The sequence below is a fragment of the Hungatella sp. SB206 genome (assembly GCF_051132295.1).
Classification (GTDB): Bacteria; Bacillota; Clostridia; order Lachnospirales; family Lachnospiraceae; genus Hungatella; species Hungatella effluvii.
In genome coordinates, this window is sequence record NZ_CP096603.1 from 1,696,123 (window position 1) to 1,719,250 (window position 23,128).

20 protein-coding genes are annotated in these 23,128 nt (G+C 48.9%); 17 read left to right on the top strand and 3 right to left on the bottom strand.

The window, feature by feature from the left end; genetic code table 11:
* The first annotated feature begins 71 nt into the window (after positions 1 to 71).
* The 7 genes from M1L66_RS07380 (at position 72) to M1L66_RS07410 (ending at position 9,895) form a co-directional block, all read left to right on the top strand.
* The gene (locus M1L66_RS07380) at positions 72 to 1,004 is read left to right on the top strand and encodes an ABC transporter permease subunit (protein WP_434691876.1); all 933 of its coding nucleotides are present in this window, start codon (positions 72 to 74) and stop codon (positions 1,002 to 1,004) included.
* Between the two features lie 13 nt (positions 1,005 to 1,017).
* Positions 1,018 to 1,911 (top strand): carbohydrate ABC transporter permease, encoded by an 894-nt coding sequence (locus M1L66_RS07385; protein ID WP_434691879.1) that lies wholly within the window; start codon positions 1,018 to 1,020, stop codon positions 1,909 to 1,911.
* 180 nt (positions 1,912 to 2,091) lie between these two features.
* Positions 2,092 to 3,816 (top strand): extracellular solute-binding protein, encoded by a 1,725-nt coding sequence (locus M1L66_RS07390; RefSeq protein WP_187022355.1) that lies wholly within the window; start codon positions 2,092 to 2,094, stop codon positions 3,814 to 3,816.
* Between the two features lie 8 nt (positions 3,817 to 3,824).
* Positions 3,825 to 5,135 (top strand): hypothetical protein, encoded by a 1,311-nt coding sequence (locus tag M1L66_RS07395; RefSeq protein WP_434691881.1) that lies wholly within the window; start codon positions 3,825 to 3,827, stop codon positions 5,133 to 5,135.
* Positions 5,136 to 5,198: 63 nt separating this feature from the next.
* Complete coding sequence (locus M1L66_RS07400; protein ID WP_434691883.1) at positions 5,199 to 5,633, top strand: hypothetical protein; 435 nt, start codon at positions 5,199 to 5,201, stop codon at positions 5,631 to 5,633.
* Positions 5,627 to 8,017, top strand: coding sequence for a TIM-barrel domain-containing protein (locus tag M1L66_RS07405; protein WP_434691886.1), 2,391 nt, complete (start codon positions 5,627 to 5,629; stop codon positions 8,015 to 8,017). The genes M1L66_RS07400 and M1L66_RS07405 overlap by 7 nt, the downstream gene beginning before the upstream one ends.
* Positions 8,018 to 8,134: 117 nt before the next feature.
* Positions 8,135 to 9,895 (top strand): glycoside hydrolase family 36 protein, encoded by a 1,761-nt coding sequence (locus M1L66_RS07410; RefSeq protein WP_434691889.1) that lies wholly within the window; start codon positions 8,135 to 8,137, stop codon positions 9,893 to 9,895.
* A 202-nt stretch (positions 9,896 to 10,097) separates the two neighbouring features.
* Here M1L66_RS07410 and M1L66_RS07415 read toward each other — a convergent pair whose 3' ends face one another.
* The gene (locus M1L66_RS07415; protein WP_187022351.1) at positions 10,098 to 10,976 is read right to left on the bottom strand and encodes an AraC family transcriptional regulator; all 879 of its coding nucleotides are present in this window, start codon (positions 10,974 to 10,976) and stop codon (positions 10,098 to 10,100) included.
* Positions 10,977 to 11,052: 76 nt separating this feature from the next.
* Positions 11,053 to 12,177 carry a C45 family autoproteolytic acyltransferase/hydolase gene (locus M1L66_RS07420; RefSeq protein WP_187022350.1) on the bottom strand — a complete coding sequence of 375 codons (1,125 nt, stop codon included), beginning with the start codon at positions 12,175 to 12,177 and terminating at the stop codon, positions 11,053 to 11,055.
* A gap of 195 nt (positions 12,178 to 12,372) precedes the next feature.
* On the opposite strand from M1L66_RS07420, the gene M1L66_RS07425 reads away from it, so the two are divergent.
* Both M1L66_RS07425 and M1L66_RS07430 read left to right on the top strand, forming a co-directional pair.
* Positions 12,373 to 13,032 (top strand): pentapeptide repeat-containing protein, encoded by a 660-nt coding sequence (locus M1L66_RS07425; RefSeq protein ID WP_187022349.1) that lies wholly within the window; start codon positions 12,373 to 12,375, stop codon positions 13,030 to 13,032.
* A 71-nt stretch (positions 13,033 to 13,103) separates the two neighbouring features.
* A complete protein-coding gene (locus M1L66_RS07430) occupies positions 13,104 to 14,030 on the top strand; it encodes a helix-turn-helix domain-containing protein (RefSeq protein WP_434691893.1) in 927 nt (308 codons plus the stop codon).
* 198 nt (positions 14,031 to 14,228) lie between these two features.
* On the opposite strand, the gene M1L66_RS07435 is transcribed toward M1L66_RS07430, so the two are convergent.
* Positions 14,229 to 14,924, bottom strand: coding sequence for a GntR family transcriptional regulator (locus tag M1L66_RS07435; RefSeq protein WP_002601112.1), 696 nt, complete (start codon positions 14,922 to 14,924; stop codon positions 14,229 to 14,231).
* Between the two features lie 371 nt (positions 14,925 to 15,295).
* Here M1L66_RS07435 and M1L66_RS07440 point away from each other — a divergent pair, with 371 nt between their 5' ends.
* From M1L66_RS07440 to M1L66_RS07475, 8 genes are all read left to right on the top strand, one after another.
* Positions 15,296 to 15,646: a cupin domain-containing protein gene (locus M1L66_RS07440; protein ID WP_434691896.1), complete on the top strand. Its 351-nt coding sequence runs from the start codon at positions 15,296 to 15,298 to the stop codon at positions 15,644 to 15,646.
* 14 nt (positions 15,647 to 15,660) lie between these two features.
* Complete coding sequence (locus M1L66_RS07445; RefSeq protein WP_434691898.1) at positions 15,661 to 16,584, top strand: isocitrate lyase/phosphoenolpyruvate mutase family protein; 924 nt, start codon at positions 15,661 to 15,663, stop codon at positions 16,582 to 16,584.
* Positions 16,581 to 17,480 (top strand): isocitrate lyase/PEP mutase family protein, encoded by a 900-nt coding sequence (locus M1L66_RS07450; RefSeq protein ID WP_434691901.1) that lies wholly within the window; start codon positions 16,581 to 16,583, stop codon positions 17,478 to 17,480. The genes M1L66_RS07445 and M1L66_RS07450 overlap by 4 nt, the downstream gene beginning before the upstream one ends.
* A gap of 58 nt (positions 17,481 to 17,538) precedes the next feature.
* The gene (locus M1L66_RS07455; protein WP_434691904.1) at positions 17,539 to 19,167 is read left to right on the top strand and encodes an ABC transporter substrate-binding protein; all 1,629 of its coding nucleotides are present in this window, start codon (positions 17,539 to 17,541) and stop codon (positions 19,165 to 19,167) included.
* 86 nt (positions 19,168 to 19,253) lie between these two features.
* Positions 19,254 to 20,204, top strand: coding sequence for an ABC transporter permease (locus tag M1L66_RS07460; RefSeq protein WP_025529529.1), 951 nt, complete (start codon positions 19,254 to 19,256; stop codon positions 20,202 to 20,204).
* A gap of 5 nt (positions 20,205 to 20,209) precedes the next feature.
* The gene (locus M1L66_RS07465; protein ID WP_029465476.1) at positions 20,210 to 21,082 is read left to right on the top strand and encodes an ABC transporter permease; all 873 of its coding nucleotides are present in this window, start codon (positions 20,210 to 20,212) and stop codon (positions 21,080 to 21,082) included.
* A complete protein-coding gene (locus M1L66_RS07470; RefSeq protein WP_434691908.1) occupies positions 21,082 to 22,089 on the top strand; it encodes an ABC transporter ATP-binding protein in 1,008 nt (335 codons plus the stop codon). Before M1L66_RS07465 ends, M1L66_RS07470 begins: the two co-directional genes overlap by 1 nt.
* Positions 22,076 to 23,071, top strand: coding sequence for an ABC transporter ATP-binding protein (locus M1L66_RS07475; protein WP_434691910.1), 996 nt, complete (start codon positions 22,076 to 22,078; stop codon positions 23,069 to 23,071). Before M1L66_RS07470 ends, M1L66_RS07475 begins: the two co-directional genes overlap by 14 nt.
* The last annotated feature ends 57 nt before the right edge of the window (positions 23,072 to 23,128 follow it).

Below are 23,128 nucleotides of genomic sequence, written 5' to 3' on the forward strand. Positions count from 1 at the left end.
TTCAATTATAAAGCGTTTTTTTAGTTTTGCAACGGGAAAAACGTCAGATGGAGGAGGCTTGGTATGTGTATATGAAAAAGTTACCCAAAAAAAAGAGGTCAGGAAAGAGGCAGTTTCAACTGCAGCTAATGGTGATTCCAGCCATGGTGTTCTTTTTTATTTTTTCCTATATCCCGGTTATGGGACTGGCAAATGCTTTTCTGGATTACTCGCTGACCGACGGATTCTTCGGCCACGCATTTGCAGGAATGAAGTATTTTAAGGAGCTGTTCTCCAGCGAGAGCTTCTATCTAGCCATGAAAAATACACTGGGAATGAGTTCCTTGAAGTTCTTCTTTACGTTTACGTCGCCGCTTCTGCTTGCGCTCATTATCAATGAGGTACCGTTCAAGTGGCTGAAGAAGGCAACCCAGACGGGAAGCTACTTACCGCATTTCCTGTCCTACGTTATTGTAGCGACGCTCTGGATTGTGTTTCTGGACAGCAAGGGACTGATCAATGATATTCTGATGAGACTGCATATCACGGATATGCCCATCGAATTCCTGGCGGATTCCAAGTATTTTTGGTGGATCGGCGTGTGGATCGACTGCTGGCAGGAGAGCGGCTGGAATGCGATTATTTATCTGGCGGCTATCGCGGGCATCAACCAGGATATCTACGAAGCGGCGGCCGTGGACGGCGCCGGGCGTCTAAAACGGATCACACAGATCACGCTTCCGTCTATCGCATGGACGGCCGGAGTCCTTTTCGTTATGAACTGCGGAAACTTACTGAGCGGCGGCCCGGTGGCTTCCAACTTCAACCAGTCATATTTGCTGGGAAATGCCTTTAACTATTCGAAATCCTATGTAATCCAGAAATTCATTGTCGATGAAGGCTTAAACCAGATGAGGTTTTCCTTTGCGGCGGCGGGGAATCTGATTCTGTCCGTACTTTCGGTGACGCTTCTTCTGACCGCCAACAAAATATCAAAAAAAGTATTTGGAAAGAGTGTCTTTTAACGGGGGTGACGATATGCTTCGAATGAAATTAGGAAGACCTGGAGAGGACAGAATCATTAATATCGTTACTTCTGTATTGTGTATTCTGGTTCTGATCGTGACCGTATATCCGGTTTATTACTGCCTGATCTATTCGTTTAATGACGGCAAGGATGCGGCGAAACAGGCGATTTACTTCTGGCCGAGAAAGTTTTCCCTGGAGAATTACAAGATCGTTTTCCAGAACAAAGCGATCTATCCGGCCTTCATGATGACGATGCTCAGGAGTATTGTGGGAACGGTACTGGCCGTTTTCTGTATGGCCATGGCGGGGTATGCGCTGTCCAAGGATAACTTAAAGGGGCGGAAGGTTTATATGATTATGGGCGTCATAACGCTGTATTTTTCAGCCGGAGTGGTGCAGTCCTATCTCCTTTACCGGGAGATGCGGCTTTTGGATTCCTTCTGGGTCTATATCCTGCCTAACATTTTTCAGTTTTATTATATCATTCTGTTTATATCATTTTTCAGAGAACTGCCGGCGGCGCTGGAGGAATCGGCGCAGATGGATGGAGCGGGGTACTTTACGATCCTGTTTAAGATCATCATACCGCTGTCAACGCCGGTGATCGCCACGGTATCGCTGTTTGTAGGGGTCTGGCACTGGAATGACTGGTTCCACCCGGCGTTCTTTATCCAGAACGAGAGTCTGATGACACTGCCGGCCGTCCTGATGCGGGCCATGTCTCTGGCCGAGGCGCAGCAGACGCTGCAGAAGATGATCGCCGTGCCGTCGCAGAGCAGTACCACCATGGAGTCGGTCCGGTATGCGATGTTAATCGTGTCGATTCTGCCGGTAACGATTATTTACCCCTTCGTCCAGAAATTCTTCTTAAAAGGGATGATGCTGGGTGCGGTGAAAGAGTGAGCCTACCCATTCAGCAGTGCGGCACTTTTTAATACAAACTGTCATAGGGCGGAACGCCCGGGCTTCTTGTTTTCGTGCATTTCGAAAACAAGAAAATGCACGAAAACAAGAAGATGCACGGCTGAAAAAATTACGAATAAAAAAGTAAATAGATAACCATACATAAAGGAGAGAGGGAATATGAGAAAGTTGAAACGTGTATTATCATGCATGGTGTGCTCTGCTATGGTAGCAGGTATGCTGGGAGGCTGCGGGGGCGGTCAGAGTACGGTTAAGGAGACCACAGCGGGGACTGCGGCAGTGGATACGACGGAAGCAGAAACGCAGACAGAGGCGCCGGAGGCGGCTGCATCGAATTTCCAGTCTGAAATGGATTGGGAGAAAATCGGCTGGCAGGCGGATCCGGAAGATCTGGAATGGAAGGAAGATACATCGCCCATAGAATTAGGGTATTACGCCAACTTCTCCTGGTTTTCACTGGACTGGAACGATGCCACGGCAGAGCGTGTGACCGCGAAGACAGGCGTTGATTTAAACTTTATGAAACCGGTAGTTGACGACGGTCAGAAGCTGAATATGATGATCGCCGGCAATCAGCTGCCTGATATTCTGACTCTGGACAAAAATGACGCGGCCTTAAAGAAGATGGCCGAGGCGGGGATGCTGTGGTCACTCGACGATCTGATTGACCAGTATGCGCCGAAGATGCGTGAAATCCTTCCGAAGGAAATCTTAAGCAACTATCAGATGGCGGATGGAAAGACGTATCAGTTTACCACATGGATTCAGGGAGAAGCATGGCAGAAGGCCGCGAGAGAGTACGATCAGATCGTGGGAACGAACCAGCCAATCATGACAGTCAGAAAAGATTACTACGATGAGATTGGCCGTCCGGAGATCAGGAATATGACCGAATTCATCGCAGCTGTTAAGCAGATGAAGGAAAACCATCCGGATAAAATCGGTTTTTATCCCGCTGATGGAAGCATGTCCGCCGATGAGTTTGGAAAGAGCGCGAAGCTTTCCCACTATGGCATCCAGATGGGATTGAGCACCGATTTTTCAGAGAAGGACGGGGGAATCCAGTGGGTGGTCCGCGACGACAAGTTCAAAGAGCCAATGAAGTATTTAAATGAGATGTATCTGGAAGGAATTCTGACAAAAGATCCGTTCATTGACACCAAGGATGTAGGAAAGGCCAAGATTGAGCAGGGCGATGTGATTTCCTACTGCTGGACGATCTCCGACGGCGAGAAGGTGCCTGGAGACAACCCGGATACTACCTACGAGATTCTGCCTCCGTTTGAGACATACGGACAGATCAGAACGGGAGCCGGCTGGCTGGCGACCGTGATTCCGAAGACCTGCAAGGACCCTGAGAGAGCGATTCGTTTCCTGGAATATCTGGCATCTGTAGAGGGACACAGCGACGTATCATGGGGCATCGAAGGCGATACGTATCAGGACGCGGTAGCAGGCGCCCAGTGGCATATGGTAGATGGAAAACCGGTTCTGCTGGAAGAATATGTGAAGGATAAGAACGCGGACTGGGGCGGCGTTGCCTCCAGAAACGGACTGGGCGAGTATTGGATTGCCTGCAACGAGCTGTTGTGGAACCTGCCGTGGTGGAACGACCAGGATGAGAGAATGAACAAATTCAATGAACAGTTTGGAAAGTATGTGGAATTCCGTCCGGAACTGGACATTCAGGACCCGTCACCGGAATCTGAAGAGGGAATTATCAGACAGAAAGCGTTCAGCCTCCTGCAGCAGTATTCCGTAAAAATGATCTTTACCGAGGACTTTGAGTCTGTGTACCAGGAATTCATTCAGAAGATTGATGAGCTGGGGATGAATAAGGTGGAAGCTTATTGGACGGAAGAGTATAAGAATAAGATAAAATAAGAGGGATTATGACTGAGAAAAAGATTACCTGCTGCGGAATCAGACCACTTATTTACTGCATCAGCAGGGAAGAGGGAGATCCGTATCTGATCCATAATTACGACGGCGCGGTGGAGTTCCCGCCCGTTACCCGGTGCTTTATCCTGCCCTTCCAGGGGCAGGGGGAGTACCGCTCCTATGAGGTGAAATCGAAAGAGCCATTCCAGATTTATATAAGTGCAGATGAAATGGAGGTGACCGTTTCAGCAGATAAAGAGGAGACTGTATCCCAGTTGGCATGGAAAGAATTTGACGGCCCGCCGCACAGTGATGTGATGGGTAATTCCATAGAACTGGACTTCGAAAATGGGGATATCTTCCGGGATACGTATTACCATTTTTACTGGGAAACGCTTCTGCCCTCTGTGGTGGAGCGGACGAGGGCGAAATCGTATTCCAACAGTGATGGTTACGTGGTGAGTACGCTTCAGAAGGGCGCCTATGCGGGAACGTACCCGGATGTAGACCATGAATTCCAGATCAAAGGACGTCTGGCCGTGGCGGATGAACTGGATCTGGCTGTGGTAAGGCGCATGATGGAACTGCAGCTTAAGCTGATGGCAGAGGACCCGGAGCAGGCGTTCCGTGATCCGTGTGCCATTCAGCCGAGCGGAGCCAGAGAGTACCATGTCAGGCGGAACAGCCTGGATAACTCGGAGAATGCGGAGATGTTTCTCGTGACCGGAAATATCGAAATCATTGAATCTGCATGCTTTTATTACGCAGCCGTTAAAGACGATGACTGGCTCCGGGGCCATATCGAGGGGCTGGAAAACTCCCTGTCCCTTGTGGAGAGCTGTATCGACCGACAGGGCCGGCTGTGGTCCGACGTTTATTACGAGGATCAGGTGATCAAGGATGGCCGGGAATGTATGGCCCAGGCGCTTGCGGCCAGAGCATTTGAAATCATGGCCGGGCTGGAAGCGGTCTTAAAACGGGATAAACAGGAGGCGCATTACCGGGCCGTATCGGGTCTGCTGAAAGGTGTCCTGGTGCAGGCGCTTCCCACCGGCTTCTGGGATGCGTCGAAGATGCGGTTTATCGACTGGGTGGACAGAAATTCGGTGTCCCATGACCATATCCACCTTCTGGCAAATGAGCTTCCGGCGCTGTTTCATTATACGAATCCGGATCAGGAGCAGGGCGTGGACCGTCTGATGGAGGCGTGTTTTGAGGAGTTCCAGCGTTTCCCCAGCTTCGTTTCCGCCAGAATTTCAGATTATACGGAGTCGGAGATCGGTTCGGGAGGCCCGTATGACCTCTGTGCGGCCGGCAGATAGTGGTGCTGGGATTTTGCCTACTGGAGAGAAAAGGGAAGAACTGATATTCTGGAACAACAGCTTTTGGCGGTCTGCCGTCAGGCCAGGATGGACGAATACCGGATGGGTGAACGGTATGACATGAATTACGTTTACTATCACAGTGAGAAAAACTGGCACGGAGCGGCCCATTATTACGAGTATCCCTGCGTATTTATCTGGAATCTGATTGCCGGGTACGCGGGTGTGCGGTTTGGGCTTCAGGCTGATTTAGAGATAGAGCCGATGCTCGCCGGAGACGGAAGAGTAAGGCTGGAAAATCCGCAGTACGGCATTGAATATGAGGTGGCGGGAAATACCATTTTCGTGAAAAATCTGCTTGATCGAGAGCGGTCACTGCTGGTAAAATGGAAAAATGAGGAACGGCTGGTGAAGCTGAGAGAAAACGAGACATGGTCCTATACGTGCGGCGTACAGAGACCTGTACGGCTTTTCTGGAATGAGGAGATTACATGGTAAGAGATATAAAAAGATATGGAAATCCGGCTTGCAGGGAACGTGCCATTGTACAGGGGCCGAACTGCCGTTTCACCGTATTGACGTCCTCACTGATTCGTATGGAATACAGCGAAAACGGCAGCTTTGAGGACCGGGCCACGCAGATTGTGATGAACCGGGAGTTTACGGTTCCGAAATATGAAGCTGTATGGAATGGTGGTTTCCTGACGATTACTACGGAGTTTTTGCAGCTGCGTTACCGGGGCGGGGCGTTTGCTGAAGACGGATTGAGTATACGAACGATCGTTGATCCAAAGACGGGAGAAAGCCGTATATGGCGCTGGGGAGACGAGAGTAAGGATCTGGGAGGAACTGCGCGCACGCTGGATGAGGCAGATGGTGCGATTCCTCTGGAGCACGGGATGATTTCCAGAGACGGTTGGTCTGTGATTGATGACAGCGGTTCCATGGTCATTGGAGAGGACGGCTGGGTTACGCTGCGCGGAGGAGTTGAACTGGATTTCTACTTCTTTGGATATGGCCACCGCTATCAGGAATGTATCCGCGATTTTTACAGGCTGTGCGGGAATACGCCTCTGCTTCCGCGGTGGGCGCTTGGAAACTGGTGGAGCCGGTACCATAGATATACGGAAGAGGAGTATAAGAGGCTGATGGTGCGCTTTCAAAGAGAGCAGATCCCATTTTCCGTGGCAGTCATCGATATGGACTGGCATCTGGTCGATATTCCGCCGAAATATGGGACCGGGTGGACCGGATATACCTGGAACCGGGAGCTGTTCCCTGATCCGCCGAAGTTTCTGGCGTGGCTCCATGAACAGGGGATGAAGGTTACCTTGAACGTCCATCCGGCGGACGGGGTGCGCGCCCATGAGGAGGCGTATCCGCGAATGGCGGAGGCGCTGGGAATCGATCCGGCAGGCGGGACAGCGGTAGAGTTCGACGTGACGGACCGGGCGTTTCTGGAGGCCTACTTCGATGTGCTGCACCACCCGATGGAAGAGGACGGCGTCGATTTTTGGTGGGTGGACTGGCAGCAGGGAAAGGAAACCAGGATTCCCGGCCTGGATCCGCTCTGGATGCTGAACCATTACCACTATTTGGATAGCACACGGGCGGGCGGCGCGGGCCTTACATTTTCCCGGTATGCGGGAATTGGCAGCCATCGGTATCCTGTCGGATTTTCCGGGGATACCATCATAAGCTGGGAGAGTCTTCAGTTTCAGCCGTATTTTACGGCTTCGGCAAGCAACGTGGGATATGGCTGGTGGAGCCATGACATCGGAGGACACATGATGGGGGCCAGGGATGATGAACTGGCGGCGCGCTGGGTGCAGCTCGGCGTATTTTCACCGATCAACCGGCTTCACAGCACCTCCAATCCATTCAGCGGTAAGGAACCCTGGAATTTCAATAAGCGGGCCGAGATGATTATGGGAGACTTCTTGCGGCTCCGTCATGAACTGATCCCCTATCTCTATACCGCGAACCGCCGGGCCAGCTTCGAGGGTTGTCCTCTGGTTCGGCCGCTGTACTGGGAGGAGCCGGAACAGAAGGAGGCCTATGAGTTCCCGAATGAATATTATTTCGGCTCGGAACTGCTGGCCGCGCCTATTACGGAGCGGATGGAACCGGAGGCGGATCTGGCGGGCGTGAAAGCCTGGATTCCGGATGGAATCTGGTTTGATTATCAGAGTTCGCGGATATATCAGGGCGGAAAACAGATGATGCTTTACCGCACCTTAGAACAGATGCCGGTGCTTGCAAAGGCGGGAGCAATCATTCCCAGAAGCCTTGACAGGATGGGAGGCACGGGGAATCCGAACTGCATGGCGGCCGATATTTTCCCTGGCGCGGACGGCTGTTTCAGCGTATGGGAAGACGACGGGAGAACAGAGGCAGATGGGGAAAATGATGACAGGTGGGCTGTAACGCGGCTTTCCCTGGAGTGGAGCCCGCTTACCCGTTTCGTAATTGGCGGTGTTGAAGGAAATCGAAGTGCGGTTCCGGAAATGCGGTCATGGAAGCTGAATTTCCGGAATGTGGAATATGTGGTTCCGGAAGTGACCGTCGAAGGAGAGCGTGTGGACGCGGTTGTCTCCTACGATGAGGTGAGAAAAAATCTGACACTGGAGCTTTCGGGAATCCCCTCCGTAAAAACCGTGGAGGTGCGATTTGGAACCGGTATGGAGATGGCCTCTATGGACCGGGCAGATCAGGCATTCGAGATTTTAAACAGGGCGCAGATTTCTTATGATAAGAAGGAAGCGATATTAGAGGCGGTAAAGAAACAGAGAGGCGATGCGCTTCTGACTATACAGAGCATAGAGGAAAATACGGTACTGGTGGGGGCGCTGGCGGAAATACTGTTCAGCGATAGAAATTAAAATGCGTTTCCCCGCGCATAGACATCAGGCATTATGCCCGGCGGCCCCTTGACAGGGACGCCGGGCTGTAAGCGTTTGATACAGACACACAGCAGGCAGACTGAAAGGAGAAAAGAGATGGAAAGTATTTTTAAGGTTGGTGAATTTGAGGTGATTTCGGAGGCGGCTGTATCCTGTACCGCTTTGGTGACAGAAAAAGGGGCGGGGAGGACCGTTACGGAGTTTCAGCTTCAGTCAGACCGTATTTTGTGTATGGGAACTGAAGTTGAAATCCGTTATTCCTTTCCCATTATCGATATCTGCGGACGGTGGCATCCGAACTGCCGTGCTGACCGGTCGTTGAAGGCGGATTGGGAGGCGCCGGTGGCGTCCATGACAGCTGTCTCGGCTCCTGTCGTCTGTTTCTTCAATTCCGAAAGCAGGAACAGACATACGATCGCAGCTTCGGAGCTGTGCCAGGAAGTGGATATGAATGCCGGAGTGCATGAGGAAGACGGCAGGATGGCCGTTAAGATCCGGTTCGTTCTGAGCCCGCAGAAGCTGAGCGCGGGATATTCCTTCCGGCTGTGGGAGTCACAGGAAGATGTTCCGTATTGGGATACGTTAGATCAGGTGAGGCAGTGGTGGGAGGAGGCAATGCCGCCTGTCATGGAGGTGCCGGACGCGGCCAGAGAGCCGGTGTACTCTTTCTGGTACTCCTGGCACCAGGATATCAATGCCTCTATTGTTGAGGAGGAGGCGGAGCGCGCTGCGAAAATGGGCTTTGATACGATTATCGTGGACGACGGCTGGCAGACCGGGGATAATAACCGTGGATACGCGTTCTGCGGGGACTGGGCACCCGAGCCTGGAAAATTTCCGGATTTTCCGGAGCATATACGGCGGGTTCACGCCATGGGTATCAAGTATATGCTTTGGTTTTCCGTACCATTTGTGGGAAAGAACACAGGCTGCTGGAACCGTTTCTCCGATAAACTGCTCTGCTACGATGAGCGGCAGCAAGCCGGAGTTCTGGATCTGCGTTATCCGGAGGTACGGGAGTATTTGCTGGCAGTCTATTTAAAAGCTGTCCGGGAATGGGATTTAGATGGGCTGAAGCTGGATTTTATCGATGAGTTTTATATAAGAGAGGGTACTCCTGCGTGGAAGGAGGGAATGGATTTCAGGGATATCCAGGAGGCGCTGGACGTGTTTATGACCAGCGTGCGGGAGACTCTGCGGAAGGAAAAGGAGAATCTGCTGATTGAATTCCGGCAGCGCTATATCGGACCCAACATGCGCAGGTACGGTAATATGTTCCGCGTCGCAGACTGCCCCTGTTCTCCGGTAACTAACCGGGTCGGCTGTGCGGATCTGCGGCTCCTGTGCGGACACAGCGCCGTCCATTCGGATATGCTGATGTGGAACCGTGGGGAGAGCCCGGAGGCCGCGGCCATACAGGTCTTGAGCTGTCTCTTCGGCGTTCCGCAGATCTCGGTCCGCCTGGCGGATCTGGAAGAGGGGATTGCGGAGATGCTCCGGTTCTGGCTGGATTTTATGAGACAGCACAGAGCACTGCTGCAGACGACTGTGATCCATGCGAAGGAGCCGGAAAACCTCTATCCGGAGGTGAGCGTGGAAAATGAAACGGAGGAGATCCTGGTTCATTATTCGGCAGAACGAGTGATCCGTCCGGCTGCGCAGAAGGAAATCACTTACTTTGTAAACGCCCAGCACGCCCAGGAGCAAATACTTATTCTGGATCCGGAAAGGGCGGTGTCGGTTACCGTGAAGAACTGCCGCGGAGAAGTGACGGAGACCATGGAGTGGAACGGGGGAGAGGGCCTCGTAAGGCTGTCCATGCCCGCGTGCGGTCTGTGTGAGCTGCGCTGGAGATGAGCACGGCGAGGTACTGGTACTGCGTTGCATAATGCAGTACTAGTACAGCATTGTGCAATTAACAGTGAATATAGCACCCGCTATCTACGCCAGGTGCACGGCCGCGAAGCTAACCGTAGGGTCCACTACGCCGTCGCTTCGCGGACGCACACCTGACGCAGATATCAGGCACTCTATTCACCATTAATTACGCAATGCTGTACTAGAGAATTGGGATATAGAGATCAATCTGGGATTCCGGGTTGTCATATCCTGAAAATCGCTGATCGTATACTTCAAAATCTTCCCGCGCATCCAGTTTCTCATTCGTTCCGAGAAACCAGGTGCCCCAGATATAAGAATAGCTGTCCTGAAGGAGGGAGAGGCTGCCGGTGTGTGTGAACACCGCGTAGCGCCCTCCTTTTATGATCTTTGGAACAAATGGCGCAGGGAGACCGTCAAAGCTGCTCACCTCGACCGCTGCAACCTCTGAGAAGAGAACATCCCCATTCATGCTGTAGAGCGTATTGCCCTGGCCGCAGGCCTCGCAGATGCCGAAGCCTCTCCCGCCGGGGATCTGGTGGGGAATCTGATGAGACATTTCCATAAAGGCGGCCCAGAGGCCGGGCAGCACGTTATCGTTCAGCGTGGTGCTGCCGCGCAGACCGGCGGCCATGATATCAGGCAGTTCCACTATGATGGGATGGACCGTCAGGTTCTTCGTGATATGGGTGAGGCGTTTCCCCTCCAGCTGTGGCTTGGATCCGATGAACAGATCGAGCCGGTTCTTCCGGTAGGAGACCGGGCTGGTGAGGTAAAGCGACTTGAAGGCGCGGCTGAAGCTTTCCGCAGATTCGAATCCGCAGTCTAAAGCGATATCGAGGATCCGCCTGTCCGTATAGAGCAGCTCCTTGGCGGCTTTGGCGATCCGCCGCTTCCGGATGTAGCTGCCCACACTTTCACCCAGCAGGGCATTGAACTGCCGTGTAAAGTGGTAGTAGGAGTATCCGGCCGCGGCAGCCGCGTCTTCGACTTTGATGTCTTCGCCCAGATGATTTTCGATGTAGAGGATGGCGCATTCCAGCGCTTTTAAATAGTCCATGGTCAGGCTCCTTTCTGCCAGGTCAGGCGGCATGAGTGGGCAGCGTATTTTTGTACAATCTGGCTGAATCTTAAGGTTATGCAAATGGATTCGGGGCGAAACGGAACATATCCGGAGCCGCGGGTTCACCGGAGATGGAGATCACTTCTTCCGAAGTGGGGAGCGGATCGCTCAGCCGGTACGTATGCCAGCCGTTTTCTGCCCGTCCGCCCCAGCATAATTCTATTATACCATCCATCGGATCAAGGATCATGCTTTTTGTTGTGCCAAAGAAATCCTGATAGAAACGGCAGCACAGCCCGTTCGGATAGGGGGCCAGAAGCATGGATTTTAACTGGCTGACCGTGAGCGTTTCCGTGCTGTCTGCAATGCTCTTAATATAGTCATACCGCTTCAGGGAATGGATCATGGCCTCCGGTTCTAAGGATGCCAGTTCATGGATTACGGCATGGTTGGTGGCGTGGGTGTAGGGAAGCGGGGAGGTTTTATCCAGAGGACGGACCGCCATTCTGCCATCCAGTGTTTCTACCAGGGCGCCATTTCCGGAACGGTCCAGCAGGATCAGATTGAGATTGTAGGCGATGGGCATGCCCTTTAAAAAGAGGAGCGCCTCCCTGGTATCACGGCAGTTTTCCAGAAGCGAGCGGATAACCGCCCAGTACTGCAGGCCCTCCAGTGCAGGCCGGCGCATACATTTGTCGGCGCCGACCGGAAATCCGCAGGAGCTCATGGTGACGGCCAGCCCCTGGTCATTGAAGCCATCCTCCCGTCCAAAGCATAAGACACTGGTGCCCATATGCGTATATTTCCCTTCCACACTGGTTTTAATCAGCTGGAAATCCTCCAGTTCGTCGTTGAATTCATAGTTGCGCGCAATAAGCGGGTGTCCGTTCGAGGATTTGGAGGGCAGGAGGGCTAAGTGACTGCAGTTAGGCTTTAAATAGGTCATGGCATAGTAGACGACAGATTCCAGAGGGACATTCAGTTCGCCGGCAAAACCGGAAAGCTCCTCATTCAGTCCCGGGCACCACCGGGCAAACAGTGTTTCCGCCTGCCGGGCTTCGGCTTCACCGAAGTTTTCATATCCGGATGTATAGTAATTCTTCATTGAAGGAATGGAAGCTGCCATGCGTCCCAGCGCCTGTCCAATCTCATAACTGCTTCCTTTCAGTTCCAGCGTTCGTGTTGTGATTGATTTCATAAGTGAATACCTCCTGTGTTGGTTGATTGATGAGATAATCTTAACGTAAATAAGAAATTTAATCTTGACATTTCCTGCGGGAATTACTGGAGTGTGAGTATGCGCAAGCAGTCAGGTCTTTTACGAATGCTGTGTTTATGATATACTATGAGCATCGTGCAATTCAGAACGTGTCAGAAAGGAAGGAATAAGCGTATGGCGGGAATGAAACTGGCGGAGCCGTGGCTGCCTGAAGTATATGAACTTGTGTCGGAGGAGACAGAGCTTCTTCATCAGAGCAGGGAAGGGGACGAGCGGATCCAGAATGCATATTTAAAGAATATGACTGCACAGGAGGAAGATTTTTCCGGCCTGTGTTTCTCCAGAGTAAAGTTTGAAAATTGCAGTTTCGAGGGGTGTAATTTTGAAAAGGCGGAATTCAGCGATGTGTTGTTTATCTCCTGTAACTTTTCCAACTGTCTGTTCCGCGACAGCTTTCTCAGACGGGTATCATTTCAGCGGTCGAAGGGGACTGGGGCCAGGATGACAGAGAGCAGCTTAAAGGATGTGACGATCACGGACTGCAGTATGCAGTATTTGAATTTAGACGACTCGAAGCTGGAGTCTTTCCGGGTGGAAGATACCGATTTAGAAAATGGTAATTTCGCGCAGTGCAAGTGCAAAGGCGTTACGTTCAGCCAGGTCAGGCTTCAGAATGCCAGCTTTTTTAAGACTCCGCTTAAGGGAATGGACTTTACCACCTGCGACATCAAGGGGCTGGTGCTTTCCGACGAGTGTTCAGAGGTGCGGGGGGCGGTCATGGATTTATATCAGGCGGCGGAACTGGCGAAGCGGCTGGGGATAGTCATAAAGTGACATAATATGTACGTGAAATGAAAAGAAAGCGGCCGGTAAATTTGATAATATATGGAGTGACGGAGGTAATTATGAACAGCAGCAAAACATTCAATGACGTAATCCTATATTTGGAAAAAATAATTCCTGATGGCTGTGAAATCGATTATCATGAAATATCCAGAATAGCCATGTGTCCGGCTGCGTTGTTTCAGCGTATTTTCAATTTTATCTCGGGGATCAGCATTTCTGATTATGTAAGAAAACGAAGACTGACACTTGCCGGCTACGAACTTAAAAATACGGATATTTCTGTTCTTGACGCGGCGGTAAAATATGGTTTTCAGTCTCATTCATCTTTTTCCCGTGCCTTTAAGGAGCACCATGGGATTACGCCTTCACAGGCCAGAATAAAAAATGCCCGGCTAAATGATTATCTTCCGATTAATTTCTCAGATATGAGATTTGTAGGAGGAAAGCGTATTATGGCTGAAATGAAACGCATCATGTATAAGGAAACACCCGAACGACTCATGGTGGGGCTGCCCCGGGAGACCAGCTTTTCTGACGCCGGCTTTGTATGGCAGGAATTCTTTCAGGGAGATACCATTGAAAAACTGGACAGGCTGGCGGACGTAAAATACTGTGATGACATCGACGAAAATGACGGAATCGGTTTCATGTACGACTTTAGCGACAGAATGAATTTTAAGATAGTGATAGGTGACTTTGTCCGGATGCAGACGGAAATACCGGAGGGACTGTTCGTAAAACACATACCCAAAGGCCGGGCGGCCTATGTTCAGATTGAGGGCAGTAATGTGGCGGAAATCCTTGATTCCGCTTACCTGCTGATTACAGAAGCGATTGAGAAAACAGGCGGAACCATTGACTTCGACAACTTTTACTGGTGTGAGATTTATACCCATGAACGTTATTCGGAACCGCTTGCGAGGGGAGAAAAAGTGGTGATTGATTATATGATGCCGGTGAAGGCAGATGCGGAGGCGGCAGGGTAATGTCAGGGAGAGAAATAAACTGGAAAAGAAATAGGGGATTGGGAAATAAATATCATATTTGATATAAATCGTCGTAGAAAGAAAGAACGGGCGGCAATATGCAGTCCGTTCTTCTTTTTTTGTCTGTTTCTTTGTATATCGAGTTTATATCTCTTTTTCAAATCCTATCAGTCTCAGCTTTTTAACTGCTTCAATCTTTTAACTGCTCCAGTCTTTTAGCTGCTTCTTATAAGTCTCGGGCGGTGTCGTATTATAAGCCTGAAGCGAATAGAAGTAATCGAGAGCGGCCCGCCGGCAGGACTCCACATGTGTTTTCATCAGAGACTGCGCCTTATCGACGTCCTTTTCCAGCAGCGCATCAAGAATTCCCATATGCTCTTCCCTCGCATCATGAATCTGCACTCGGTTCTGCTTGCTGGCAATAATAACCCTCGTATTGTCATCAAAGACTCTGTGCATCATATCGATAATGTAACGATTACCGCAGTATTCAATAATAAATAAATGCATGGCAGTGTCCAGACGAAAGCTGTTGGGGATATCCTCGAAATCTTCCAGAAATTTTCCGCGAAACTGGATCAGTTCGCTTTCCGGCAGATAGGGAGCGGCCATGCGAAGCGCCACGGGCTCTATCTCGATTCTGGTCTGAAAAATCTGAAGCACATCGCTCAGTAAAATATCTGATACGTAAATTCCCTTTTTGGGCATGATCTTCACAAAACCATCCGATTCCAGCCTGCTGATGGCTTCACGGACAGGAGTGCGGCTGAATCCAAGATCCTCGGCAAGGCGAGCCTCGTTGAGCAGAGTCCCTGGCTCGTAGGTACAATCCAGTAACCGCTCTTTTATCGTTTCATAAGCTTTATTTTTTAAATCCCGATTGTTTGCTGCCATGGTTTTACACTCCTATTCTTTTGATGCAAAGTATACAATAAGTATATTATACAACGGTTCGGAGAAAACAACAAGCATTATTTATAGGGATTATTTTATAAAATTCCATATTTTTACAGATATTTTATGGTCTGTTATCATTTATAATAAAATCACATATTTGATTTAAATTATAAAATATAGAAAGTATATAAAAATATATATGTTAAAAATGCACAAAAAAATTAGTGCGATATCTCCTATTTGTTTATTGAAAATGAAATAATCTTGTTGTATACTACAGATACATATCAAGTATGCATTGATGCATAAGATAAAAGGAATTGAAACTCGTTGGGATAAAAGAGAAGAAAGGGGGGACCGAGCGCGCGATGGTGAAGAGAGCAGAGGAATTAGTTTCGGAGCAAAAGCCCAGTCCATTTAACGGCGTTGGGATGATTTCCTGCAAAGAGCTGTTGAAGGTACCTGAAGAAATGTACAGTAAAGGGCGTTTCTTTGGCCATACAACTGTAATGCCGGGATCTGGGATTGGTTATCATGTCCACGAGAAGGAGTCGGAGACATACTATGTTTTGAAAGGAACTGGACGATTTAATGACAACGGAACGATTCAGATCGTGAAGCCGGGAGATGTAACATTTACCGGCGCAGGAGAAGGACATGGTCTGGAAGCGGTGGGGGAAGAACCGCTGGAAGTGATTGCACTGATTTTATTTCAGTGAGAAGGAGGATAAAAATGAGTATTCCTACATTGCAGTCAGTCCTGGCTCAGGGTCAGCTGATTGCTCCGGATACGTTTGATGGAATTTCTACCCGTGCGGCAGAACACATGGGCTGTAAGGGTGCCTTACTCAGTGCATCGGCACTGACACATACCGTACATGGAACACCAGATGAAGGTACTTTAAGTACATCAGAAATGGTGTGGTCCCTGTCACGTTTTGTAGAAGATAACTGCGGCATTCCTCTGATTGTTGAGGTTCGCAGCGGTTTTAGCGATAATCTCCGTATCATGCCTTATGATTTGGAGCGGATTGTAAAAGCAGGAGCGGCAGCGATGCTGTTAGATGACCGTGCCTTTGGCTGCGGCAGTGATTCACCCGAAATCATATTAGTAAGCTCCGAGGTATTTGCACAAAAAATTGCAATTGCTGTGGAGGCGGCATCTAATACGGATTGCATGGTATTGGCGCGAAGCTATGCACCGAATAAGGCAGACGCTATTGCCAGATGTAAGGCGGCTCAGGCGGCAGGCGCCCAAATGGTTGGAGCTGTGTGTATGCATACTGAGGCGGAGGCCCAAGAATTTGCCGAGGCAGTTTCCGGTTCAAAACTTTGGAGTGACTTGACCGTAAAGGGAGACAAGCCGGAAGTAACAGCAGAAAGACTGATGGAGCTGGGCTATGGTCTGGTATTTATAACTTTTATGGAGAAGGCTTCCTGGTTTGGGGACATGGATTTTGGAACCAAAAACTGGGCGAATAAAAACACAGTCTATGCCGATCTCCACGATTTTGACGGGTACCTTCTCGATGAGGAAGGAAAACTGAGAGACTACCATTACATTTTCAGTTATTGGAAGAAATGGATGCCGCTTGAGAAGAAGTTTGAGGATTTAAGTGAACTGGGAAAAGAAGCATTCCAGGAGGTGAAGGCATGAAAAAGAAAATAACCGGAATGGAGCTTTTTGAAAAGGGAGAGCAAATATTTGCACCTTGTGTATACGACTGCATGACTGCAGCAGCAGCGGAAAAAAGCGGTTTTCCCTGTATGATGTTAAGCGGCGGAGCCATTGCTTACAGTATGGATGGGCAGCCTGACATGGCCTTTGGCACTTTAGATGAGGTAATTACTATCGTGGAGGCTATTACGAACTGTACCAATATACCGCTGCTGGTCGATTTTGATGATGGTTATGGAGAAAGTCCGGCCGTTATTTATCGAAATGTGAAGCGGCTGATCCGCGCAGGTGCTGCGGGCTTTACGCTGGATGACAGTACCGGGCATCGCGGATTTGAACGCAATGAGTATTACATTGCCAATCCGGACGAAGTAAATCCGGCTTCTCTGGATCCTGCCTATAAAACTATCAAGCGTGAAAACTGGCTGTCTAAAATCAAAGCAGCGGTGGCAGCCTGCCAAGGCACGGGCTGCGTATGTATTGCACGTACAGAGGCAGGACCATCCTATGGTATGGATGAAGCGATTACCCGCTGCGTGCTGGCCAAAAAGCTGGGGGCGCCTATGACCACTGTATGCGGCGGTATGATGGACCTGGCCATGGGAACCAGAGTCGCAGAAAAGGATTTAGGATGGAAAATGTGGCCTGACGTGATAGTAGTAAACGGTAAACCCTGCGTTGAACTGGAGGATATCAAGAAGCTGGATTTCAATCTGGTTACCATGCATGTATTTGAAAAAGCTGCTTTGTACGGCATGATTAAATACGGTATGGAGGACTTGAAAGAGAAAAATGTAGTGTACAGTACCAGACATGGTATGGGAGGACTTTCAGATACAGAGCAGAAGGAATTGATTTCAATGCGCAGAAGATAAGCGGATGAATATGCAGATGAGTAATCTTTTCTCTTATAAAAAATGAGGAGGTAACAAAATGAAAAAATTAGTTGCAATGCTGCTGGTATTTACTATGAGTATTTCTTTGGTAGCATGCGGGGGCAATAAAAGCAGTGAGAGTACATCCGGTGAGAGTAAGGCAAACGAAAGTACAGTTGGCGATACAAAGGCAGCAGAAGAGAATACGGCAGCGTCAGTTGAAAACAGCGGGGAGCCAGTTTCCGGTGGTACAGTAAATATTCCAATAACGGACGATCCGACGACGCTTCAGGGCTGGATGCTTCGCAATACGAATGAGTCTGCCCTGGCACCTGCCATTTATGAAACGTTGCTGCGTTATGATGAAACGGGTAAACCTCAGCCATTCTTACTGGAATCCTTTGAAGGGGATCCTGAGGCGCTGACCTACACGATGGTTGTGAGAGACGGGATTACGTTTCAGGATGGAACTCCGCTGGATGCGGAAGCAGTAAAATGGAACCTGGACTACTATAAAGAGAATGGTGTTCTTACCGGATCATACTTTAATTATGTGGAAAGTGTTGAAGTAGCAGACGATAAAACCGTTGTAGTACATATGTCCCAATGGGATGCTCTGTTTGACTATGGTCTGGCGCGAACCTGTTTTATCTGCAGTCCAACTGCAGTAGAATCCCTTGGAGTGGATGGATTTAATGAAATGCCTGTAGGTACCGGTGCGTTTAAGGTAACAAAATGGGTGCATGGAGAAGGCATCTATACAGAAAAATACGATCAGTACTGGCAGGGAACGCCTTATTTAGACGGGGTCAACTTTAAGATTTATGCTTCTACAGCGACTCAGCAGGCTGCTCTGGAGGTGGGTGATCTGGATATTATGAATCTGACAGGTGATGCAATTACTGCCGATGCTTTGAAGGCTAAGGGATATAGCATGAGCAATGCTGCGATTCCTTCTACTGGCTATACACTTTGCTTTAACAGCCAGGCAGATGGACCGCTGAAGGATCTGCGTGTGCGACAGGCCATTGCTTATGCAGTAGATACAAAAGCTATCTGCGATTCGCTCCTGGGGGATGGAGCTTATGGAACGGAATCCACTCAGTGGGCTATCTCCAGTTCCGCAGAGTATAACAGTGAGGTAACAGGTTACGACTATGATGTGGAAAAGGCCAAAGCGCTTCTGAAAGAGGCTGGCTATGATAAGGGATTTGAATTAACGATTAATTTCCAGGTGGGCGATTTTGCAAAGAGTGTTTGCCAGATTATCCAGGCAGAACTGCAGCAGATTGGCGTTACAGTAACATTAAATCAGATTGAAGTTGCCAATTATGCCAACTACCTTGGCGAATGGGATGGTATCTTATTCCATCCAATGGGCTTAGGAAACGGCCAGTTCTCACAGGTGGCTGCCAATATGATTCCAGGCGCCAGATTCGGTGGATCTACCTTCCTGCACGATGAAAAGTCTGTAGGTTTGATTAATGAGGCGATTGTATCTGATCAGGCTACCTTAAGCAAGAACTTGAAGGAAGCGGTAAAGATTTTGTTCCAGGACAATGTAGAACTTTACACAGTAGCGATTACCTATTCAACCGCAGTGACCAGCCCGAAACTCCATGGTGATTACGGTGCAGTTCAGCAGTATAACGCTACCTGGAATGAATTGTGGAAAGAGACTGAATAATGATGATTCATTAGTGAACGGGCATGCGTTGCCACTCTAAAACGTGACGTATGCCCTGTTTCTCGCAAGAAAAGGTGGTGATGATTATGGGTCGATATATTTTAAAACGATTGGGGATTTCGGTTGCAGTCGTATTTTTGGTCTCTGTGATTTCTTTTACATTAGTTCACATGCTTCCTGGAGATCCTGCCGTTCTGGCTCTTGGCTCAGAAGCTTCGGAACAGGATATTGCGACTTTCCGGGAAAAGTATTATTTGAATCGTCCTGTAGTGGAGCAGTATTTTATATGGATTTCAGATACGCTGCGTGGTGATTTGGGGGATTCCATTACATACAGCCGTCCGGTATTAACCTGCCTGGCTGAAAGGCTGCCCCGTACAATCTCTATAGGTTTGCCCGCTTTAATTCTTTCCAGTTTGTTAGGAATCCTGTGTGGTATTATCAGTGCGATACGGCGGGGAAAATTCATTGATAATCTGATTACGTTTGTCAGTACGATTGGACTCGGTGCGCCTCAGTTCTGGCTGGGAATTGTCGGAATTTATATATTTGGAATGAGGCTTGGCTGGCTGCCGCTGTCCGGTTATGTAGCGCCTACCGAAAACTTTGGTCAATATATTTTCTATGGCGTTATGCCGATCCTGATTTTGTCATTCAGCCTGCTGGCATCGGTGGCCCGTCAGACACGGTCCAATATGCTGGAGGTAATAAATCAGGATTACATTCGTACAGCCAGGGCCAATGGTCTGGCAGAAAAAAGTGTCATTTACAAGCATGCTCTGAAAAATGCATTAATTCCTGTTATTACTACCATTGGACTTCAAGTGCGTGTTGTGGTTGGCGGTTCCCTGATGGTAGAGCAGGTTTTCAATATTGCCGGTATCGGTACATTAATTGTAAGCGCCATTAACGGCAGAGATTATATGGTGGTTCAGGGCTGTGTATTCGTGATTTCCGTGTTTACAATTCTGGTTAACTTTGTGATTGATTTATTATATGGATTCGTGGATCCCCGTATCCGTAAGTCCTGGAGGTGAGCCGTATGTCAAATAAAAATTCGAAACGTGCAATAGGCATGAAGCGCTTCTTCCGGATATTTTTCAGCCGAGGCTGGGTAACCAAGATATGCTTTGGAATTATTGCAGCATTTGTATTTATTGCCATTTTTGCACCTGTTTTAACACAGTATACTCCTTATGAGCAGAATCTTCGCTATATTTTAGCCAATCCCAGCAGTGAGCATTTACTTGGCTGCGATAATATTGGCCGGGATACTTTAACAAGGCTTTTGTTCGGTGCCAGAGTATCCCTGATTACCGGACTGCTATCCAGCATATGGGCAGCAGTGGTGGGGACTTCTATAGGCCTTATTGCCGGTTATGTAGGCGGTTGGCTTAATAGTTTCGTTATGCGGTTTACGGATGCCATGATTGCCATACCTCCCATTATTTTTACAATGGTGCTTTCTACAATGGTGACCGGAAATTTGATGGGCATCAGCCTTGTCATCGGCGTTTCCATTATTCCGAGCTATATTCGTATGGTAAATGGCCTGGTAATCAGCCTGAGAGAAAATGATTATGTGACAGCTTCCAATTTGATAGGACAGAAGCAGCTTGTTATTATGTTCCGGCATCTTTTACCGAACTGCCTGGCGTCTCTGATCGTTACCTTCACCATGAACGTGGGAACCGCAATCATGCTGGAATCTACCCTGAGTTACCTGGGTGTGGGCATTATTCCTCCTACACCAGCCTGGGGAGTTATGGTTTCTGAAGGTTATAAATATCTGTTTAACCAGCCTCTGGTAGCGATTCTTCCAGGTATCTGTATCATGCTGGTTGTTATTGCTTTTAATGTCGTAGGCGATGCGCTCCGCGATGCTTTGGATCCAAGACTGAGGGGGAAACTGTAATGGAAGAGAAAAAAGTATTGTTAGATGTGAAAAATCTTCGTACCTCCTTCTTTACCGACGCGGGAGAGGTGAAATCGGTTAACGATGTAAGCTTTCATGTAAATGAAAGGGAAGTCGTGGCAGTCGTTGGTGAATCCGGAAGCGGAAAGTCTGTCACTCAGCTTTCTGTGCTGCAGCTGATCCAGTCTCCGCCCGGCAAAATTATTGGAGGAGAGGTATGGTTTGAGGGCAATAATCTGTTGACTTATTCTAAGAAACAGATGTGCAGTATCCGGGGAAATGGCATTTCCATGATATTTCAGGAACCCATGACCAGCTTAAATCCGGTCTATACTGTTGGAAATCAGCTGACAGAGGTGCTCCGGGCTCATAATAAAAATATGAGTAAACAGGAAGCATGGAAAAGGGGCGTAGAGGCTCTTGCCGCTGTTGGTATTCCGGATCCTGAAGAACGTATGAAAAACTATCCCTTTGAGATGAGCGGAGGCATGCGTCAGCGTGCTATGATTGCTATTTCTGTGGCATGCAATTCTAAGCTGATTGTAGCGGACGAGCCTACCACGGCCCTGGATGTGACTACACAGGCTCAGGTTATGGAACTGCTCATATCTCTTGTAGAAAAGAAGGGGACCTCTATTATTGTAGTGACACACAATTTAGGACTGGTAACCCGCTATGCAGACCGTATTTACGTCATGTATGCCGGTCGCATTGTGGAATCCGGCACCACGGAGATGCTTTTGACCAATCCGAGACATCCCTACACCCTTGGTCTGCTGGCGTCCGTTCCCAGGCTGGATGACAATAAAAATGAAAAATTGGTTCCCATCGAGGGAACACCGCCTAACCTGGCAAACATACCGGTATACTGTTCCTTCTATCCCAGGTGTCCCTATGCTTGCGAGAAATGTAAAAATGAGGCAGCACCTGAACTTCGTCCCGTTGGTGAGACAGGACATTTTATGGCCTGTCACCTTGATGTGAGAGGAGGAAATGCAAGTGCCTGAAAAGGATGTTTTATTAAAAGTAGAAAATTTAAAAATGTATTTCCCGGCTGCTAAATCTCTGTTTGGAAAAACAACTTCCTACGTGAAGGCAGTGGATGATGTCTCTTTTGAGGTAGAAAAAGGGAAAACCTTTGGTCTGGTAGGAGAATCCGGTTGCGGAAAGACAACGACCGGAAAATGTATTTTGCGAATTACAGACCCGACAGAGGGCCATATCTGCTATAAGGGAAAAGATATCAGCAGAGCTTCGAAGGAGGAGATTAAGTCTATTCGCCGGGAAATTCAGTTGATTTTCCAGGATCCTTACGGTTCTTTGGATCCCCGTCAGTCTGCATACTCGATTATAAAAGAGGCAGTTGTAACAGGAAAGGAAAAATATACAGAGTCCGAGGTGGCTGCCAGAGTAAAGGAATTACTGGAGATCGTAGAACTTTTGCCGGAAATGGGAGTCCGGTATCCTCATGAAATGAGCGGAGGACAGAGACAGCGGCTTGGAATAGCCAGAGCATTAGCCTGCAATCCAGAACTGATCGTGTGCGATGAACCCGTTTCTGCTTTGGACGTGTCTATCCAGGCTCAGGTCATCAACCTGTTTCAGTCACTTCAGGAGCGTCTGGGTCTTACCTATGTATTTATTGCCCATGATCTGGCAGTGGTACGCCATATTGCAGATGTGATTGGAGTCATGTATCTGGGACATATTGTAGAGATTATGGATGCAGCGGAAATATATTCGAATCCTGTTCATCCTTACACGCGGGCATTGCTGTCCGCGGTGCCTATCACGGACTATTATGTGGAGAAAAGTAGAAAGCGCATATTGCTGGAAGGAGAGGTACCCAGTCCGATTCATGCACCTTCAGGGTGTCCGTTCCATCCTCGCTGCGCGTATGCAACCGATGTTTGCAAGGCAGAGGTTCCTTCCCTCACCGATACAGGAGGCGGCCATCTGGTAGCCTGTCATCTTTCTAAAAAGAACTGATTATAGGGCCCGAATGCTGCAGTTTCAGTATTTCGGGCCATTTTTCATGATATTAAA

Coding starts and splice junctions, on each gene's coding strand:
- M1L66_RS07380 (WP_434691876.1), top strand. CDS start 72: ATGAAAAAGTTACCCAAAAAAAAGAGGTCAGGAAAGAGGCAGTTTCAA.
- M1L66_RS07385 (WP_434691879.1), top strand. CDS start 1,018: ATGCTTCGAATGAAATTAGGAAGACCTGGAGAGGACAGAATCATTAAT.
- M1L66_RS07390 (WP_187022355.1), top strand. CDS start 2,092: ATGAGAAAGTTGAAACGTGTATTATCATGCATGGTGTGCTCTGCTATG.
- M1L66_RS07395 (WP_434691881.1), top strand. CDS start 3,825: ATGACTGAGAAAAAGATTACCTGCTGCGGAATCAGACCACTTATTTAC.
- M1L66_RS07405 (WP_434691886.1), top strand. CDS start 5,627: ATGGTAAGAGATATAAAAAGATATGGAAATCCGGCTTGCAGGGAACGT.
- M1L66_RS07410 (WP_434691889.1), top strand. CDS start 8,135: ATGGAAAGTATTTTTAAGGTTGGTGAATTTGAGGTGATTTCGGAGGCG.
- M1L66_RS07415 (WP_187022351.1), bottom strand. CDS start 10,976: ATGGACTATTTAAAAGCGCTGGAATGCGCCATCCTCTACATCGAAAAT.
- M1L66_RS07420 (WP_187022350.1), bottom strand. CDS start 12,177: ATGAAATCAATCACAACACGAACGCTGGAACTGAAAGGAAGCAGTTAT.
- M1L66_RS07425 (WP_187022349.1), top strand. CDS start 12,373: ATGGCGGGAATGAAACTGGCGGAGCCGTGGCTGCCTGAAGTATATGAA.
- M1L66_RS07430 (WP_434691893.1), top strand. CDS start 13,104: ATGAACAGCAGCAAAACATTCAATGACGTAATCCTATATTTGGAAAAA.
- M1L66_RS07435 (WP_002601112.1), bottom strand. CDS start 14,924: ATGGCAGCAAACAATCGGGATTTAAAAAATAAAGCTTATGAAACGATA.
- M1L66_RS07440 (WP_434691896.1), top strand. CDS start 15,296: ATGGTGAAGAGAGCAGAGGAATTAGTTTCGGAGCAAAAGCCCAGTCCA.
- M1L66_RS07445 (WP_434691898.1), top strand. CDS start 15,661: ATGAGTATTCCTACATTGCAGTCAGTCCTGGCTCAGGGTCAGCTGATT.
- M1L66_RS07450 (WP_434691901.1), top strand. CDS start 16,581: ATGAAAAAGAAAATAACCGGAATGGAGCTTTTTGAAAAGGGAGAGCAA.
- M1L66_RS07455 (WP_434691904.1), top strand. CDS start 17,539: ATGAAAAAATTAGTTGCAATGCTGCTGGTATTTACTATGAGTATTTCT.
- M1L66_RS07460 (WP_025529529.1), top strand. CDS start 19,254: ATGGGTCGATATATTTTAAAACGATTGGGGATTTCGGTTGCAGTCGTA.
- M1L66_RS07465 (WP_029465476.1), top strand. CDS start 20,210: ATGTCAAATAAAAATTCGAAACGTGCAATAGGCATGAAGCGCTTCTTC.
- M1L66_RS07470 (WP_434691908.1), top strand. CDS start 21,082: ATGGAAGAGAAAAAAGTATTGTTAGATGTGAAAAATCTTCGTACCTCC.
- M1L66_RS07475 (WP_434691910.1), top strand. CDS start 22,076: ATGCAAGTGCCTGAAAAGGATGTTTTATTAAAAGTAGAAAATTTAAAA.